At 63.2% G+C, this 17,498-nt stretch carries 17 protein-coding genes; 8 read left to right on the forward strand and 9 right to left on the reverse strand.

Annotated features, from left to right (window positions below; translation table 11 throughout):
* Positions 1-108: 108 nt before the first annotated feature.
* A complete protein-coding gene (locus B3397_RS14115; RefSeq protein WP_296251102.1) occupies positions 109-1,083 on the forward strand; it encodes a 2-hydroxyacid dehydrogenase in 975 nt (324 codons plus the stop codon).
* 161 nt (positions 1,084-1,244) lie between these two features.
* Here the strand turns inward: B3397_RS14115 and B3397_RS14120 are convergent, their stop codons facing one another.
* On the reverse strand, positions 1,245-2,141 hold the full coding sequence (locus B3397_RS14120; protein ID WP_296251104.1) for a DMT family transporter: 897 nt from the start codon (positions 2,139-2,141) through the stop codon (positions 1,245-1,247).
* A 135-nt stretch (positions 2,142-2,276) separates the two neighbouring features.
* Between B3397_RS14120 and B3397_RS14125 the strand changes: the two genes are divergently transcribed.
* Positions 2,277-3,155, forward strand: coding sequence for an AraC family transcriptional regulator (locus tag B3397_RS14125; protein WP_296251302.1), 879 nt, complete (start codon positions 2,277-2,279; stop codon positions 3,153-3,155).
* Positions 3,156-3,170: 15 nt separating this feature from the next.
* Here B3397_RS14125 and B3397_RS14130 read toward each other — a convergent pair whose 3' ends face one another.
* From B3397_RS14130 to B3397_RS14155, 6 genes are read right to left on the reverse strand one after another with little or no spacing between them, the layout of a single operon-like run.
* Positions 3,171-5,558 (reverse strand): TonB-dependent siderophore receptor, encoded by a 2,388-nt coding sequence (locus tag B3397_RS14130; protein ID WP_296251107.1) that lies wholly within the window; start codon positions 5,556-5,558, stop codon positions 3,171-3,173.
* A gap of 15 nt (positions 5,559-5,573) precedes the next feature.
* Positions 5,574-6,557: a FecR family protein gene (locus tag B3397_RS14135; protein ID WP_296251108.1), complete on the reverse strand. Its 984-nt coding sequence runs from the start codon at positions 6,555-6,557 to the stop codon at positions 5,574-5,576.
* Positions 6,554-7,138 carry an RNA polymerase sigma factor gene (locus B3397_RS14140; protein WP_296251110.1) on the reverse strand — a complete coding sequence of 195 codons (585 nt, stop codon included), beginning with the start codon at positions 7,136-7,138 and terminating at the stop codon, positions 6,554-6,556. The genes B3397_RS14135 and B3397_RS14140 overlap by 4 nt, the downstream gene beginning before the upstream one ends.
* Positions 7,139-7,141: 3 nt before the next feature.
* Positions 7,142-7,468 (reverse strand): DUF3325 domain-containing protein, encoded by a 327-nt coding sequence (locus B3397_RS14145; protein ID WP_296251303.1) that lies wholly within the window; start codon positions 7,466-7,468, stop codon positions 7,142-7,144.
* Complete coding sequence (locus B3397_RS14150; protein ID WP_296251112.1) at positions 7,468-9,048, reverse strand: PepSY-associated TM helix domain-containing protein; 1,581 nt, start codon at positions 9,046-9,048, stop codon at positions 7,468-7,470. The genes B3397_RS14145 and B3397_RS14150 overlap by 1 nt, the downstream gene beginning before the upstream one ends.
* Positions 9,045-9,350: a DUF3649 domain-containing protein gene (locus B3397_RS14155; RefSeq protein WP_296251113.1), complete on the reverse strand. Its 306-nt coding sequence runs from the start codon at positions 9,348-9,350 to the stop codon at positions 9,045-9,047. The genes B3397_RS14150 and B3397_RS14155 overlap by 4 nt, the downstream gene beginning before the upstream one ends.
* A 211-nt stretch (positions 9,351-9,561) precedes the next feature.
* On the opposite strand from B3397_RS14155, the gene B3397_RS14160 reads away from it, so the two are divergent.
* The 5 genes from B3397_RS14160 (at position 9,562) to B3397_RS14180 (ending at position 14,794) form a co-directional block, all read left to right on the forward strand.
* Positions 9,562-10,065: a sigma-70 family RNA polymerase sigma factor gene (locus tag B3397_RS14160; RefSeq protein WP_296251116.1), complete on the forward strand. Its 504-nt coding sequence runs from the start codon at positions 9,562-9,564 to the stop codon at positions 10,063-10,065.
* Positions 10,062-11,015 carry a FecR domain-containing protein gene (locus tag B3397_RS14165; RefSeq protein WP_296251119.1) on the forward strand — a complete coding sequence of 318 codons (954 nt, stop codon included), beginning with the start codon at positions 10,062-10,064 and terminating at the stop codon, positions 11,013-11,015. Before B3397_RS14160 ends, B3397_RS14165 begins: the two co-directional genes overlap by 4 nt.
* A gap of 111 nt (positions 11,016-11,126) precedes the next feature.
* The gene (gene fecA, locus B3397_RS14170; RefSeq protein ID WP_296251121.1) at positions 11,127-13,484 is read left to right on the forward strand and encodes a TonB-dependent Fe(3+) dicitrate receptor FecA; all 2,358 of its coding nucleotides are present in this window, start codon (positions 11,127-11,129) and stop codon (positions 13,482-13,484) included.
* 347 nt (positions 13,485-13,831) lie between these two features.
* Positions 13,832-14,236 carry an HPF/RaiA family ribosome-associated protein gene (locus B3397_RS14175; protein WP_296251125.1) on the forward strand — a complete coding sequence of 135 codons (405 nt, stop codon included), beginning with the start codon at positions 13,832-13,834 and terminating at the stop codon, positions 14,234-14,236.
* Positions 14,237-14,458: 222 nt separating this feature from the next.
* Positions 14,459-14,794 (forward strand): DUF3509 domain-containing protein, encoded by a 336-nt coding sequence (locus tag B3397_RS14180; RefSeq protein WP_296251129.1) that lies wholly within the window; start codon positions 14,459-14,461, stop codon positions 14,792-14,794.
* Between the two features lie 40 nt (positions 14,795-14,834).
* Here B3397_RS14180 and B3397_RS14185 read toward each other — a convergent pair whose 3' ends face one another.
* Positions 14,835-15,275, reverse strand: a complete 441-nt coding sequence (locus B3397_RS14185; protein ID WP_296251130.1) for a phosphate-starvation-inducible protein PsiE — start codon at positions 15,273-15,275, stop codon at positions 14,835-14,837.
* A gap of 208 nt (positions 15,276-15,483) precedes the next feature.
* Here B3397_RS14185 and B3397_RS14190 point away from each other — a divergent pair, with 208 nt between their 5' ends.
* Positions 15,484-15,798, forward strand: a complete 315-nt coding sequence (locus B3397_RS14190; protein WP_296251131.1) for a YebG family protein — start codon at positions 15,484-15,486, stop codon at positions 15,796-15,798.
* Positions 15,799-16,384: 586 nt separating this feature from the next.
* Here B3397_RS14190 and B3397_RS14195 read toward each other — a convergent pair.
* Complete coding sequence (locus B3397_RS14195; protein ID WP_296251132.1) at positions 16,385-17,407, reverse strand: Leu/Phe/Val dehydrogenase; 1,023 nt, start codon at positions 17,405-17,407, stop codon at positions 16,385-16,387.
* Positions 17,408-17,498 lie beyond the last annotated feature (91 nt).

Below are 17,498 nucleotides of genomic sequence, written 5' to 3' on the forward strand. Positions count from 1 at the left end.
GAGGGGACCATTCACCGCCAATCCCCAACCCTGCACGCACCCAATTGTCTCCCCCCTAGTGCAAATGTTAGCGTGCTTACATTCATCCGCCCGACGAGCACAATCCCAATGAAAAAAACCGTACTGGCCTTCAGTCGCATCACGCCGCCCATGGTCGAGCGCCTCGAACAGCACTTCAACGTCATCGTCCCCAACCCCAAGCAGGGCGATATCGCCGCGCAATTCAACGAAGCTCTGCCCCAGGCCCACGGATTGATCGGTGCCGGGCGCAAGCTGGGCCGTGAACAGCTGGCCAGCGCCGCGCAGCTGGAGGTGGTGTCCAGCGTTTCGGTGGGCTACGACAACTACGATGTGGGCTACTTCAACGAGCGCGGCATCATGCTCACCAATACCCCTGACGTGCTGACGGAAAGCACCGCGGACCTTGGGTTCTCGCTCATCATGAGCAGTGCCCGTCGGGTCGCCGAGCTGGATGCCTGGACCAAGGCCGGCCAGTGGAAAGCCACGGTCTCGCCGGAACAGTTCGGCACTGACGTGTTCGGCAAGACCCTGGGCATCGTCGGCCTGGGTAACATCGGCGCGGCCGTGGCACGCCGTGGTCGGCTGGGTTTCAACATGCCGATCCTGTACAGCGGCAACAGCCGCAAGCCAGAGCTGGAACAAGAGTTGGGCGCGCAATTTCGCAGTCTGGCCGAGTTGCTGGCCGAAGCGGACTTCGTGTGCCTGGTGGTGCCGTTGAGCGAGAAGACCCGACACCTGATCGGCGCCGCCGAGTTCAAGCAGATGAAGCGCAGTGCGATTCTGGTGAACATTTCCCGGGGGCCAGTGGTGGACGAGACGGCGCTGGTCGATGCCTTGCGCAACGGCGATATCCGCGGCGCGGGACTGGACGTATACGAGAAGGAACCGCTGGCGGAGTCGCCGTTGTTCCAGTTGAGCAACGCGGTGACCTTGCCGCATATCGGCTCGGCCACCTCGCAGACTCGCGAAGCCATGGCCAACCGAGCCATGGACAACCTGACCGCAGCGCTGCTGGGCAAGCGCCCCCAGGACCTGGTGAATCCGCAGGTGTTCAACGGCTGACCTGGCACACATTTGTGCTGTCCATGCCGACGCCTTCGCGGCTGCACGCCGCTCCTACAAACCCCCACCCCCCTGTAGGAGCGGCGTAAAAGCCGCGAAGAGCCCACCACCAATCCCCTGTAGGAGCGGCGTAAAAGCCGCGAAGGCGTCGCCACGCTCCATCAGGCTGCCTTCAACACCGGCACCACTGCTTTGGGTTTCCTGAACACCAACACATTGCCCAGCATCACCAGCACCAACCCGGCCAACGCCGGCGTCGTCCACTGGTAGCCTTCCATGTACGCCGACACATTCAGCGCCACCAACGGAAACAGCACGGTGCAGTAGGCCGCCCGCTCCGGTCCCATCCGCCCGACCAAAGTCAGATACGCGGTGAAACCGATCACCGACCCTGGAATCACCAGATACAACAACGAGCCCAGGTACTGCCCACTCCAGTCCATCGTGAATGGCACCCCGCTGACCAGGCAATACATCGCCAGCATCCCTGCCCCATAGGCCATCCCCCAGGCATTGGTCGTCATAGGTCGCAGGCCGGCTTTCTGCTGCAGGCTGGAAAGCATGTTGCCCGCCGAGAAACACAGGGTACCCAGCAGCGCCAGCCCCAGGCCAAACAAGGTCTGCGCACTGGCCTGGTGGCTGCCCAGCTCTGGCCAGAACAGCAGGCCCAATCCCGACAACCCGAGTGCCCCGCCCGCCAGCACATTAGCGGCGATCCGCTGGCCGAAGAACAGCCGTGCGTTCAAGGCGTTCCACAAGGTTGCCGTAGAGAACACCACAGCGATGAGTCCGGTGGGTACCCACTGGCTGGCCGTCAGGAAACACATGAAATTGACACAGAACAGGCACAGCCCCTGTGCCACACACACCAGATGCCCGCGCCGATCCATCGGTTGCAGACGGCGCGCGATCAGCAGGATCACAAACAGCACCAAGGCCGCCAAGGCGAAGCGGTACACAATGGACACCGGAATGGCGACCACGCCCAACTGCAACTTGAGGGCGATCCAGGTGGTGCCCCAGATCAATACGGTCAGCAGATACAGCGATAGGTTCATGGCAGTGCCCTCCTGAGCAGGCTGCCATTGTCCAAGCCCCCCGTGCGGCGCCGCTTGCATAAACTTGCGCTTTTTCGCACCGCCTGGCTGGCAAGCCAATGCCCAGGCAGTACCATGCACGTCGAGGTATCGACCATGACGGCATTGCAGCACATCCAGGTATTCCAGGCTTTGCACAGCTCGGCCAACGCACGCCTGGAGCACAGCGCAGAACTGGGTGACGGCCTGGTAGCGGCACTGTGGAACAACCACCATGACGCCCAGGAATACCAGGCACCCACCCACCACACCCTGTCCTGCTACATTGGCGGCGGCACCGGCACCTTCCGCCGTGATCGGCCATGGGAAAAGGGCGCCCCGGACAAACTGTGCATCCTGCCGGCCGGTCATGAGTCGGCCTGGGTGATCAATGGCGACATCCGCCTGGCCCATCTGTATTTCAGCGAGGAGCAGTTTGCCCTGGGCTGCATCGCCCTGCTGGACCGCGAGCCGCGGGAAATGCAGTTGCGCGAAGATACCTTCCTCGATGACGCGCAGCAGGCGCGGCGCTTTCGTCAGCTCATCGCCATGAACTGGACCGAACCCGGCGAGCGCCTGCTCACCAGCAGCCTGGCCCACGAGATGCTCAGTCACGCGGTGCTCAACCAGGTTGGGGTACGCGAGGGCCTGCGCTTGAAAGGGGGTCTGGCGGCGCATCAACGGCGCCTGCTGCGCGAGTACATCGAGGCGAACCTGGCTGAACCCTTGAGCCTGGGCCAGTTGGCCGGGCTGTGCAGCCTGTCCGAATACCATTTTGCGCGGATGTTCCGCACCAGCTTCGGCCTGCCGCCTCATCAATACGTGCTGGCCCGCCGCATCGTGCGGGCCCGCATGCTGCTGCGCGAGGGGCGACTGCCGCTGGGTGAGGTGGGCCTGGCGTGTGGCTTTGCCAGTGCCAGTCATTTCACCAATCGATTCCGGCAGGTGATGGGGGCGGCGCCGGGGGAGTATCGAATGGCATTTGCCAGAGGATGATTGTGCAGGTGCGGCCTAGAACTCCAGGGTGGTCGAAATCGACAGCTGCCGGGCATCCCCCATCGACACAAAGTAACGGTTCACGCTGGAGGTGTAATACACCCGGTCGAACAGGTTTTTCAGGTTCACCTGCAGCCCTAGCTTCTGCCCCTGGAAAGTGGTGTCGTAACGGGCAAAGGCATCGGCCACCGTGTACGCCGGCAGGTCGAAGTCATTCTGCGGGTTGCCGGCCCGCTCCCCGACAAAGTGGGCGCCAGTACCCAACCGCAGGCGGTCGCCGCCCAGCACCGCGCCCCACTCATACACCCCATACAGCGCGCCGCTGTGGCGGGCGACATTCTGCAGGCGGTTGCCTTGATAGTTCGGGTCGCGCGCCACCCAGGCATCGGTAAAGGCATAGTTGCCGACCAGGCTCCAGCGCTCGCTGAGCTGCCCGCTGAAGTCCAGCTCCAGGCCCCGTGAACGCACTTCACCGGCATTGCTGTAGGTGGTGTTGGTGGTCGCGGCATCGTAGTTGGCCACCAGCACGTTGCGTTTGCGCAGGTCGAACAGCGCCAGATTGGCCTCCAGACCGTCGACCCCTTCGAACTTGATACCCACTTCCCAGGCTTTGGCCTGCTCCGGGGCGATGGCCGAATCGATCACCGTGCCACCGCTCAACGCAGCGATGGTGGAATTGGGTTTGAAAGACTCGCTGTAGCTGGCATAGAACGACAGTTCAGTGGACGGTTGATACACCAGCCCGGCGCGCGGCACCCAAGCCTGGCCGGTGGCATCGGTATTGACCTGAAACGGCCGACCCTTGCCGGCCAGTTGGTCGTAGCGCTGATAGCGTGCCCCCGCCACCAGTAACCATTGCTCGCTCAAGTGCAGCGAATCCTGGATGAACAACGCGTTGCTGCGCAGGGTATCGCTCTGATTGCTGTCGGCGGCGCTGACCTGGGAGCCCTCGACCTCGCGTCCATACACCGGGTTCAAGTAGCTGAAGGTGGCCAGGCTGCGCTGGCGGATCAGTTCGCCGCGGTAAATCTTGCGGTACTCGTCATCCACGCCCAGCAACAGGTCATGCTGCACGCCCGCCACCTCCAGCTCACCGGCCAAGGTCAACAGCATGAAGCGGTCGCTGCTCAGGGCGCCGCCGGTGCCGTCCATACTGCGCGTCAGCGTGCCTTGGGCACTGTCCACGGCGGTGACCCGCACTTGACTGGCATCGTAGGTCTCGCGGTTGTAGCTGTAACCCAGATGCAGCCGCCACGAGTCCGCCAGGCGATGGTCGACTTCCAGACGGTACCAGTCCGAGCGGCCGCGCATGTCGTTGAACGGCTCGTCCAGGCGACGACTGGCGGGAATGTCGAGGGGCCGTTGGGTGACCGGATCGATGGCCGTGCCTCGGTCGAAGGGGTAGACGAACTCACGGTGTTCATAACTGGCCAGCACCTGGGTATCTTCGCCCAGCCACGCCAACGACGGCGCCACCAGTGTCTCGCGGTGCCCGCCGTAGTTGCGCCAGTAGTCCTCGTCCGCATGGTCCAGAATCAATCGATAGGCCAGGTTGGATGACCCCAGAGCTCCCGTGCTGTCCAGGCTTGCACCCTGGCCATTGTTGCCGCCCGCGTAACGGGAACCACGCACGGTCACGGCGTGGTAGGCGTCGAGCTGCGGGCGTTTGCTGACCACATTGATCACCCCTCCCGGGTCCTGGATGCCATAGAGCAAACTCGCCGGCCCCTTGAGTACCTCGACCTGCTCGGCGGTGGCATTGAGGTTGCGGCCCTGCACCATGGGCATGCCATCGCGCAGGATAGAACCATCGCGGTTGTCGCCGAAGCCTCGTTTCATCAGGGTGTCCTGCGTGCTGCCCAGGGTATTGCCTTGAGTCACGCCGCTGACATTGACCAGGGCGTCATCGAGATTGCGCGGTGCCTGGTCGCGCAACACCTGGGCGGGCACCACATTGACCGTTTGCGCGCTGTCACGGCCAGCGCTGCCGCGCAGCACGGCCGGATGGTCCGGTGCCTGGTAGTCCGCCAGCGGCCAGGCGCGGGATGAGATCGCTGTCGCGCCCAACTCCATGATCGGTGCCATGGCCATCTCCCTGGCCTGGTCCTGCCGCCGCGGCAGCACGGTCAGGCTGCCCGGCCCCAGTCGCTGCCAGGTCAAGGGCGTATCGCCAAGGAGTCGCTGCAGCGCCGCCTCGGCCGTCATCTGGCCAGAGACCGCCGGGGCCTGCACGTCATAGGCGTTCTCATCGGTGTAGATCACGCTCAGTCCGGTGATCCGGCTGAACTGACTGAGCGACTGCGGCAGGGATTGGGCAGGCAGGGCGAAGGAATAACGCGTCTCGGCGGCAACCTGCCCTGTCCAGGCACAGGCGCAGACCAACAGCAGGGCATATCGCAGCATCGGCGGCCCCGGCCTTCAGCGCAGCACGATCATGCCGCCGGGCAGCTTGTGCTGAGCGAACCCCAGTACCCGCTGCAGCGAATCCAACACCGCTTGCGGCTTGTCGCTGGGGAAGCTGCCGCTGATGGTCCGCTGGCCCAGCTCGTTGCTGAACAGCAGGATGCGTCCCGGGTAGTAGCGGCCCAGGTCGCGTACCACATCCGCCAGCGGTGCCTTGTAGTAGTTCAGCCAGCCCTCGCGCCAGGCCAGTTGCGCGGTGCTGTCCACGGCATGCTGGGGTTGCGCCACGCCATTGCTGTAGGCCACTTGCCGATTAGCGCCAAGCACCTGCTGCTCCGGGCTTTTCTGCGCGCTGACCGCCACGCGCCCTTCGAGCACCGTCACCTGAGCGCCTTCGTTGTGCAGGCGCACCTCGAACTGGGTGCCCAGCACCTTGGCTTCACCGTCTGCGGCCTGCACCACGAAAGGCTCGCCCGTATGCGCAACGTGAAAGAACGCCGCGCCACGGCGCAGTTGCACACGCCGCATGCCATGGCTGAAGTCCACGGCAATGGCGCTGTTGGCATCCAGGATGACTTCGGAATTATCGGCCAGGGTCACGCTGCGCAGGTGGCCCACGGGGGCCACGTAATCGGCGCCCAGGTCCTGGACCTGCTCCAGCGGGTTCCAACCGGCGCCGACGCCGATCATCAGTACCAGACACGCGGCAACGGCCAAGGCCGCAGCCCAGTGTCGAGACGCGGGCGGCCGAGGCGCGTCCATGGCCGCCAGGTAGCCCTGCAACGCATGGGCGTCTTCCCGAGCCAACTCACCGGCCGGCCCCTCGCACAACTCCCACAGCACTTGCGCGCGGACATAGGCCTCGGCGTGGGCGGGGTCGGCGTGCAGCCAGGTATTGAAGCGCATGCGTTCAGCGGCATCGGGCTGGTCGCGCAAGCGGGTCAGCCAGGCCAGGGCCTGGTCTTCCTGTTCGGCGGTCACCACAAGGTTGCTGTTCATGGGCCGTCGATCCCTGGCTGGCGTGACGCGATAATGGGTTCGCGCAGGCTGGCCTTGCACGCTTGAAGAGCGCGCATCATATGTTTTTCCACCGCACTTTGGGAGAGATCCATGGCCCGTGCGATATCGGCGTAGGTGCGGCCATGGATCCGATTGAGCAAGAAAATCTGCCGAGTGCGTTCCGGCAACCCCCGCAGCGCCGCCTCGACATGGCGCAGGTCGGTGCTGGCCTGCAGGGCGATCTGCGGCTCGGGGACACTGTCCTCGTCGGGCGGCAGAAGCTGGTCGTTGGCTCGATTCCTCGCACCCTGACTGCGCAGATGGTCGATGGCGATATTGGTGGCGCAGCGCAGTAGATAGGTAGGCAGCTCGTCGACCTGCACCAGAGGCCGTCGCCAGAACCGCACAAACAGATCCTGAACCAGATCGGCCGCAGTGGCCTTGCAGCCTACCCGACGGCTGACCAGCGCTTCCATCTGCGCCCGCTGCGCCAGGAACACCTCGAGGAAACGGGCCCGTGGGTCGGCAGTGTCACCTGGGCGGTCGTGCTGCGGCTCCGGTCCGGCGCTTGTGCGGTGCACCGATCAGAACCGCGCCAATGCCACGAAGGGCCCCAGCAGCACTCCGACGCCCGCCAGGGCCAGTGCCCAGCGCGGCCGGTAGGGCAACAGCCACACCAGCAGCACCGCACTGCCCATCAGCACGGCGGTCCAGCGCACCAGGCCCATCGCCCAGCCGGCACTCATGACCGACGCCCACAGCGAGAAGCCCAACAAGGCCCAGCCCGCCATTCGCAACTGCACCTTGCGCCCGGCCGTAGGCGTGATGCCGAGCATCTGCTGATGATGTCGTTCCATCGCCAGGCACAAGGCACTGAAACCTGCATAACTGAGCATGCCTGCTGCAAGCATCACTGCACCTCACCTTCAACCATCGTCCGCACCCGTGCCGCCCGATCCTTGGGCTGAACAACGGCCGTGGCTCTGCGGCGCAATTTCAACACGACCCAGGCCAGCAACAGGCCGCAGCCCAAGGCACTCAGATCGACACCGGCCATGACCCAGTCGCCAGCCGCGATGGAGGCCGGCAGCCCCTGCTCGGTGGTCAGCAGGTTCAACACCGGCAGTGCGGCGAACGCCAGCGCGGCCAGGCTCAGTTGCTCGACCCAAGCCGTAGGCCCCTTACGGAGCAGGGCGTGAACCAGACACAGCAGCCAGACCACGAAGAAGGTGTCGACTTCCAGGCCGGCGCGGCCAGGGGTGGCCACCGGGATCAGGCGATTGGCCCAGAAGAACCCCGCCACCGCCAGCAACAGCCCCGCCATGCTGGCGATATTGAGCACTTCCACCAGGCGCAGTTCCAGCGGCCGCACCCCACTGCGGGCGTGCTTGAGCTGGCGTTTGTTCAACCACATCACCAGCCCGGTGCCGATCAACAACGTGCTACCGACGCCGCTGAGGAAGTACAGCCAGCGCAGGACCGGGCCGGCAAACAGCCCCATATGCAGCCCATAGAAAGTGCCACCGATGACCATGGGCGTAGCGCTGGCCCGAGGTTGTTCGAGCGTGGCGCCGGTGACGCCGTTGAAGGTGATGGCGGCACCCAGATCGCGACTGACGCTGTCTCCACCATGCCGGTTGAAACTGACCTGGGCATTGACGTCACCGGGAGCTTGTACACTCACCCGGCCGATGCGTCCGCCGGGCCACTGCTGCTCGGCACGCTCGTACAGGCTGCCCAGAGGCAGCAGGGGCGCGGCCTGCCCAGCCGCCACCACCCTGGCGCCGCCGGGGAACAGATCGTTGAAGAACGCCTGGGTATCACCGCCATAACGGGTGACGATACTGGCCGGCATCAGCATGGTCATGAAGATCACCAGACTGCTGTAGCTGATCATCAGGTGGAAGGGCAATACCAGCACACCCACGGCGTTATGCCCATCGAGCCAGGAGCGCGCGCCCTTGCCGGGACGAAAGGTGAAGAACTCCTTGAAGATTTTCTTGTGGGTGATGATGCCGGTGATCAAGGTGACGAACATCACCATCGCGGCCAGGCTGCTGAGCCAGCGCCCCCACGGATAGCCCATCTGCAGCTCATAGTGGAAACGGTAGAAGAAGTCGCCGCCCCGGCTGTCACGGGCTTGCACTTCGGTGCCGGTGAGCGGGTCGAGGGTCTTGCGGGTGAAGCTGCCGCGGCCCGTCTTGCCCGGGTCCTGCCACATCACCGTAAGCGCCGGCTCGCGCTCATCCGGCAGGCCGATGAACCAGCGCGAGGATTGGCCGGCATTGGCCTGCAGGTAGCGTTGCGCATGCTCCAGGCTGGCTCGGCCATCGACCGCGCGCAAGGGCAGTTCCGGTTGCGCCCAGTGGCTGATCTCTTCCTTGAAATAGGACAAGGTGCCCGTCAGGAAGATGGCAAACAACAGCCAGCCGAACACCAGTCCGGCCCAGGTGTGCAGCCAGGCCATCGCCTGCCGGAAACCTTCTCTCATGGTTGGTAGAGCCAATGCAGCACGCCGCTGGCCGCCGCCAGCACCAAAGCCGGCATCGCCAGGCCCAACCAGGCGCGCCCGGCCGTACGGCAGGCAAAGCACCACAGCACCGCCACCAGGTACACCAGAAACGACAGCATCATGGCGCTGACCACGGCTTCGCCCCGGGCCATGGGCAGCAACCAGGCCACGCAGACGCTGGAAAGGGCTGCGAGCACGTAGCCGCCGAGGACGGCAGCCAGCACCCTTGAAGCCACGGCCCAACGATAGGAGGCGGGCACGCCGCCGACTTTGCTTCTCATGAATGACCTTCGACCGCCGCGCAACGGCGCAGGAAATGATAGCCCGCAAGTTTAATGATAAATATTCTCATACGCAAAGAGATCCTTCGCTACACGCGACTGTTCGTGTATCGACAGCGACACATGGCTGCCTTGCTGAAACGGTCATCACCCCCGTAGAATACGAACAATTCTTATTCTGCTGCGCATCCATGGCGCCGGAGTGTTCGCGGTGCCCGTTGCCAATCCCCCCGCCTCGCCATCGGTCGAGGGCCTTTACGTTGCCCATCGCCAGTGGCTGACCGGCTGGCTGCGCAGCCGCCTGGGCTGCCCCGACAGCGCTGCCGACCTGGCCCAGGACACCTTCATGCGCCTGCTGACGGCCCGCGAAGCCCCGACCATCAACGAGCCCCGCGCCTTCCTGACCACCGTGGCCAAGCGCGTGCTGTTCAATCACTACCGACGCCAGGATCTGGAACGCGCCTATCTCGAAGCGTTGAGCCAGTTGCCCGAGCCTCTGGTGCCCTCTGAAGAGCACCGGGCGATCATCCTGCAGACGTTGATCGAGCTCGATCAGTTGCTCGATGGCCTGCCGGTGCCCGTCAAGCGTGCCTTCCTGCTGGCGCAGGTCGATGGCCTGACCTACAACGAAATCGCCGCCGAGTTAGGGATCTCCCTGGCCACGGTCAAGCGCCACTTGAACAAGGCAGCCATGCGCTGCTATTTCGCCCTGTGAACGCCTTCCGTGCCTTTGCGCCGCACGTGGCCGAGCAAGCCGTGCACTGGCTGGTGGAAATGCAGGAAGGCCCCCTCGATCCGCGCCAGCAGCAGGCCTGGCAGCAATGGCTGGTCGCCGACGGTGAACACCGTCGTGCCTGGGAGCATATCCAGCAGGTCAATCAACGCCTGCACGGCCTGTCGGCGCCGCTGGCGCATGCGACCCTGAGCGCGCCCCGCTCGCCTGGTCGCCGCCGGGCCATCAAGGCACTGCTGCTGTTGGCGATGGCCGGCGCCAGCGGCGTCGCCCTGCGCAACCAGCAGGTGCTGGGGCCCCTGATGGCCGACTATCGCAGCCCGGTGGGTCAGCGTCGGCAGATGCAACTGGATGACGGCACGCTGCTGCACCTCAACACCGGCAGTGCCGTGGACATCAGCTACGATGCCCATCAGCGGTTGATCCGTCTGTTGGAGGGGGAAATCCTGCTCACCGGGGCCGCCGATACCCGGCCCCTGCGGATCGCCACGGCCCAGGGCTCGCTGATGCCAGGCAAGGCTCGGGTCAACGTGCGGCAATTGGGTGACAGCACCCGCGTGGCAGCCTTTGACGGCAGCGTGCAGCTGAGCCCCTTGGCCCTGCGAGGCTACCCTTTGCGCCTGGAAGCCGGCCGGCAGACGGTTTTCGACGACCGGCAATGGAGCCCACCCGTGGCCCTGGACAGCAACAGCGGCGCCTGGGTCGAGGGCATGCTGGTCGCCGCACACATGCGTCTGGCCGACTTTCTGAGTGAACTGGGTCGCTACCGCCGAGGCCAGCTCAACTGCGACCCTGAGGTGGCGAATCTGTTGATCTCGGGCAGCTATCCCCTGGCCGATACGGAAAAGATCCTCGAACTGCTGGAAATCGCATTGCCGGTAACCGTGCGTCGGTTCACCCGCTATTGGGTCAATGTCGAAGCGCGCGTCTGACGGCCCGCGAAGGAACATTGAAAAAGTTGGCATCTCCGTGAGCCGTTTTCCCTTTCTCGCGTGACAGACAGGGTAACTCCCCTCTACATCCCTGTTTGGAAGGCCCTCTGCATGTCCACCCAGCTCACCCCCCTCGCCCGCGCCCTGCGCTGCCTGTTCCTGGGCACCAGCCTGAGTTTTGCCCAGCTCTCGGTGGCTCACGCTGCCCAAGCCACCCCGCGCACCTATCACATCGCACCGGCGAGCGTGGAAACCGCCCTCAATCAGTTCGGCCGCGAAGCCGGCGTGCTGATCTCGTTCGGCTCGCAGCTGGCGGGCACGCTGCAGAGCCGCGGTCTGGAAGGCGAATACGGCACCGAGCAGGCCCTGGCCGCACTGCTTGAAGGCACTGGGCTGCAAGCCCGCGCCGTGGGCGACGACGCCTACAGTCTGGAACCCGCGCCGGTGGCCGACAGCGGTGTCGGCAACGGTCCTGTGGAACTGGGCGCGTCCAGCGTCGTGGGCGACTGGCTCGGCTCGGCCGAGCAGAACAACGTGTTCGAGCATCCCGGTGCCCGAGACGTGATCCGTCGTGAAGATTTCGAACGCAGTGGCGCCGCCACCGCCCGTGAGGTACTCAACCGGATTCCGGGTGTCAGCGCACCGGAAAACAACGGCACCGGCAGCCACGACATGGCCTTGAACTTTGGCATCCGGGGTCTGAACCCGCGCCTGGCCAGTCGCTCCACCGTGTTGATGGACGGCATCCCGGTGCCCTTCGCGCCTTATGGCCAGCCGCAGCTCTCGTTCGCTCCGGTGAGCATGGGCAACATGGACGCGGTCGACGTGGTGCGCGGTGGCGGCGCCGTGCGCTATGGCCCGCAAAACGTGGGCGGTATCGTCAACTTCGTCACCCGGGCCATTCCCGATGTGCCCACGGTCAAGGCCGGGCTGCAGACCGAAACCAGCCCCTCCTCCAGTCACGACGGGTTCAAGACCAGCGCCAATCTGCTCGCTGGCGGCACCGCCGACAATGGGCTGGGTGGCGCCCTGCTGTACTCCGGCATCCGCGGCGGTGACTGGCGCGAGCACAGCGATACCCAGATCGACGACTTGATCCTCAAGGGCAAATACCAGATCGATGACGCCAACAGCCTCAACGCCGAGGCCCAGTACTACGAGGGCGAAGCACAGATGCCGGGCGGTCTGAGCACGGCCGCCTACGATGCCGACCCCTACCAGTCCACGCGCCTGCAGGACAAATTCTGGGGCCGTCGCACCCTGGTCAACTTCGGCTACCGCTATCAACAAGATCGCCGCGAGTTCACCGCCAATACCTTCTTCACCAAGACCTTGCGCAGTGGTTATCTGGACCAGGGCTCGTTCCTTTCGCTGTCGCCACGAGAGTACTGGGTACGGGGCCTGGAAACCCGCTTCTCGCAAGGCTTTGACCTGGGTCCGAGCTCACACGAGATGAGCGTAGGGTATCGCTACATCAACGAAGCCGGCCACGAACTGCGCTATCGCGAACCCATTGCCGCCAACCGCCTGCCGACCAGCGACAGCCGCAACGACCGCGACACTCGCGGCGGCACCGAAGCCCATGCCATTTACCTGGACGACCGCATCGACATCGGTAAATGGACGTTCACCCCGGGCATCCGCTACGAGATGATCGATTCGCAGCAAACCAACAACCTGACCAACGTCAAATATCAGGGCGACTACAACACCGCGCTACCGGCTTTGAACGTGCTGTATCACGTCAACGACAGCTGGAACCTGTACGTCAACACCGAGGGTTCGTTCGGCAGCGTGCAGTACAGCCAGATGCCCAATCGCGTGAGCAGCGGTGAAGTCAAACCCGAGAAGGCACGCACCTGGGAGTTCGGCACACGCTACGACAACGGCACCCTGCGCGCCGAGATCGGCGCGTTCCTGATCAACTTCGACAACCAGTACGAGAGCAACCAGACCACCGACAGCGTGATCGCCCGCGGCGAAACCCGGCATCAGGGCATCGAGTCCAGCATCAACTATGCACTGGACGGCCTCAGCCCCGCCCTGGCTGGATTCGACGTGTACGCCAGCTACGCCTACGTCGACGCAACCATTCGCGAAGACGGACCTAACAAAGGCAATCGCGTGCCCTTTTCTTCGCGCCACAAAGGCACCCTGGGTGTGCGCTATACCGAGGGCCCATGGAAGCTCGATCTGGACAGCGTCTATCAGAGCAGCCAGTTCGCCGACAACGCCAACACCTCCAGCGAAAGCGCCGACGGCAGCACCGGGCGGATACCCGGCTACATGCTGTTCAGCAGCCGTGCCGCGTACGATTTCGGTCCGCAGCTGTCTGACCTGAATGTGGCGGTGGGGGTGAAGAACATTTTCAATCATGAGTATTTCACCCGTTCGTTTGACGATAACAACAAGGGTAAATACGTGGGTGAGCCGCGCACTGTGTATGTGCAGACGTCGGTTGCGTTCTGAAGGGGGGGTTTGCCAGGGGGGTCGGCGGTGGATGGTCCCCTCACCCCAGCCCTCTCCCTGGGGGAGAGGGAGCTTAAGGCAGTACGCGGTGTTGCGACTGACGGTGTTCGGCCCCCTCTCCCTCAGGGAGAGGGCTGGGGTGAGGGGACCATCCACCACCATTCCAACACCCTACCCAACCTCCCCCCGAAGAATCCAGAAACGATTAAAAGTTCGAAAACATTTCCGGATATTTATCTTCCCTCAGGGGTTGAATTGTTTCTCCAACTGCCTGACCTTGTAATCAAGAGGCAATGCTTATCACGGCATTCGAAACTCTTGCGAGCAAGCCGAATAAGGGAAGAACTATGCAAATCCAAGTCAACAGCGATAACCATATTGAAAGCAGCATCCGACTGGAGGAGTGGGTACGTACCATCGTTGAAAGCACGCTCGAACGCTACGAGGAAGACCTGACCCGCGTCGAGGTTCACCTGAGCGATGAAAACGGCGAGAAGCCTGGCCCCCATGATCTGCGTTGCCAGATGGAAGCCCGACCTAAAGGTCACCAACCGATTTCCGTGACACACAAGGCTGACACCCTGGATCAGGCTGTCGACGGTGCCGCTACCAAGCTGAGCCACGCTTTGGAGCATTTGTTCGGCAAGCTGCGCAACAAGCGTGCAAGCCAGCCGCAAAGCGTCGATGGTCCGAAGAACGACGCCCTGCTCGAAGAAGAATTTCTCGAGAACGAACAGGCACTTAACAACTAGGCTAGAGCAGTCGAGCCAAACGAAAGCGAGCCAATGGCTCGCTTTTTCATGTCTGCTATTTAGACACTCGCCACAACGGGCACGCCAATTGCTTCGCAGAATATCAGCGTAGGAAAATCAGCCAGGAAGAAGCAAAAGACCACCGGTGGTCTGGAGCGTCGAACTAATCATGATCACGCCCAGTCAATTACTGCAGTCTTAAACAAAGTCAGGTGACGCATTATGGACAATCCTTTCCAAGCTATCAGCGATGCGTTCCAGCCTGAGTATCGAGTCAACCTGAGCATTCAGCGGCTCGACGGGAGCATCATGTTGACCCTCTCCAACGAGAAGGGTGTGGCGGCCAAGCGCATGATCAGCGCCGAGCAACGCAACGATCCCAAGCGCATGAGCCGACTGATCGAAAGCATCAAGTTCGGCATGGCCATCGAGCAGGGCCACAGTGCGATGCAGATTCTGGCCGCGATGACCGACGGCGCCGATGTGAAGAAGCTCATGGCTCAACCTGCTGCCCCCACCTGGCGTGCAGACAACAGCGGCCTGGCCGTCGGTATCTGAATGGCTGCCCCGCCTGGCGGGGCATCACAGCTCGAATGCTTCAGCTGTCCGACTTTTCCTTCACCGATGGGTAGCGCGACGACGCATAGCGCACGACCAGAATGGCGAAGGCCAGCAACAGAATCCCCCCGCACAGATAGATGATGCCCAGATCCGGCGCATTGTGGTGGGAGACATCGCCGATCAACAGCCGAGTCAAGGCAGTGATGGCGACATAAAGCAGGAAGCGAATCGGCATGTGGTTGGTCTTGAAGTAGATCCCCACCATCGCCCCCAGCTCTAGGTAGATGAACAGCAGCAGGATGTCATCCACGCTGACGCTGCCCTTCTCCACCATGCCCAGGAACGCCATCACCGCTGCCCACGCGGTAATCGCGCCAATGCCGAACAGCGCCAGGTAGTGAAAACTCTCCACGCACAGGTTGCCCAGCGAATCCGCCTGGGAGTGCAGGCTCTTGCGCAGCTTTTCGGCCCATTTCATTGCGTGTGTTCCTTGCTCATGCGGAAAAATCGAGTTGGCTCATCTACTGTATGCAGAATAAAGGCCACGGTTTGGCTATGAGAAGGCGCCAGACTGTCGCAGGGCACGCAGCGACCCTGTTCTTTGCCGATAAATTGGATTAAGCTATCACTGTATAAACAAACAGTATTCGTGACTGAACAATTTTCCAAGGCATATGAGGTGGTGAATGGCCGTCGAAGTGGTATACCGCAGCAGCCGAGATCTGGAGCGCCTGTTTATGGACAAAGCTGAAGCCGATCGTCATGACAAGATGCTTGAGCTGGCAGAGCTATTGTCCGAAGTGTTGCACAAGGCCGTGCCGTCGCTCAGCGACCAGCAGGTAGAGGATGCCGGCATCTACATGGCCAAGCATCGCGATGTCTTTGCCAAGGCCTTCAAGAGCCAACCCGACGCGTTGTCCGAACTGCTGGTGGAAGCCGTAGAACCCGAAGCCCCCGCGGAAGAACAACCCCCCAAACCCCGCAAAGCCGAAAAAGCCTGACCGTAGCAGCGGCGTAAGCCGCGTCAGCCCCCATTCACCGCACACCACAGACCAGAATCCAACCTGTAGCAGCGGCGTAAGCCGCGTCCCGCCCCACCGCCTAACTCCCGACGGACCGAGGCGCCGCGGACCCGGCTTACGCCGGTGCTACAGTTCCCGCACGCGCACCTGAAATCAGCCTGTAGCAGCGGCGTAAGCCGCGTCCCCCCCGAGGCACCCACACACCGCGGATCAGAATCCAACCTGTAGCAGCGACGTAAGCCGCGTCCCGCCCCACCGCCTAACTCCCGACAGACCGAGGCGCCACGGACCCGGCTTACGCCGGTGCTACGTTAGCCGTGGCTCAGGGCCATTTTTTCGCATGCCTGGATGATTTCCCGGGCAAGGGATCTGCAGCGTTGGATCAGGTTTCGAGTGTGCATGGCGTCAGCTCCGAAATCGTAATGCACCGTTTCTGTTCGCCACCGGGTTTCCATGCTCCGGCGCAATACAGCAACGACGCTGGCAATGCCCCTGGCACTGCGCTCAGCGCAAAGGCAGTCCAGCCTGTGCAAGACTCGCGCCGACTCCTTTGCCGCCACCAGGGTCACAGGCCATGCACCAGCTTCTGCGCGAGCATTTCCGCCACCTGCGCCGGTGAGCGTTTCTCTGCCTGGGCGTGGGCATAGATCTCTGTCAAACGCGCACCGATATTCGACAGATGGGCGGTGATCACCGAACTCCCCTGCCCCTGATGCGTCAGCGCCGCATGAATCAGGCCACCGGCGTTGATCACATAGTCGGGCGCATAGAGAATACCCCGACCCTCCAACTGATCGGCCACCTGCAAATTGGTCAACTGATTATTGGCAGAGCCGGCCACTGCCGCGCAGCGCAGCTGGGTGACACTCTGACCGTTGAGGATCGCGCCCATGCCGCAGGGCGAGAAGATATCGCAGGGGGTGCCGAGCAAGGCATCGTGGGTCACCGGGTGAGCGTCGAACTGCTCTACCGCCAGCTGGGTGCGCCCCATGTCCAGATCGCTGACCAGCAGTTCAGCCCCGGCAGCGTGCAGATGCTCGGCGACGGCGAATCCCACGCTGCCCAGGCCTTGCACGGCAATCCGCAGCCCCTCCAGGTCACGGCTGCCCAAGCGCGCCATTGCCGTGCTGCGAATGCCGGCGAACACCCCCAGCGCCGTGTGCTGAGACGGATCACCGGCCGCCGTGGTGCTTGTCACGTGCCCGGTGTGCTGGGCAATGCAGTCCATGTCAGCGGTGGAGGTGCCGCTGTCGATCGCTGTGATATAGCGTCCCTGCAAACTTTCGATAAAGCGCCCGAACGCCTCGAACAACGCCGCGCGATCCGCCACATGGGCACTGCGGATGATCACCGCCTTGCCGCCGCCCAGCGGCAAACCAGCCAACGCCGCCGTGTAGCTCATGTTCTGGGCCAGGCGTATGGCGTCCGCCATTGCACTTTCATCGTCGGGATAGGCCAGGTAGCGGCAGCCGCCCAGCGCCGGCCCCAGCCGGCTGTTGTGGATGGCCACCACCGCACGCAGGCCGGTCACAGGGTCGAAGGCCAGGTGCAGGGCTTCGGTGCGAGTGCTTTGCATGAGCACAAACATCGACGGACTCCCCCCATTGTTGGTCCATAGAGTGTAGTGCAAGGCCCAAACGCCACTGGACGAATTCCCCGCACAGGTCTAAAAGAGGAGC

The organism is Pseudomonas sp. UBA4194, assembly GCF_002379585.1.
In the GTDB taxonomy this organism is placed as follows: Bacteria; Pseudomonadota; Gammaproteobacteria; order Pseudomonadales; family Pseudomonadaceae; genus Aquipseudomonas.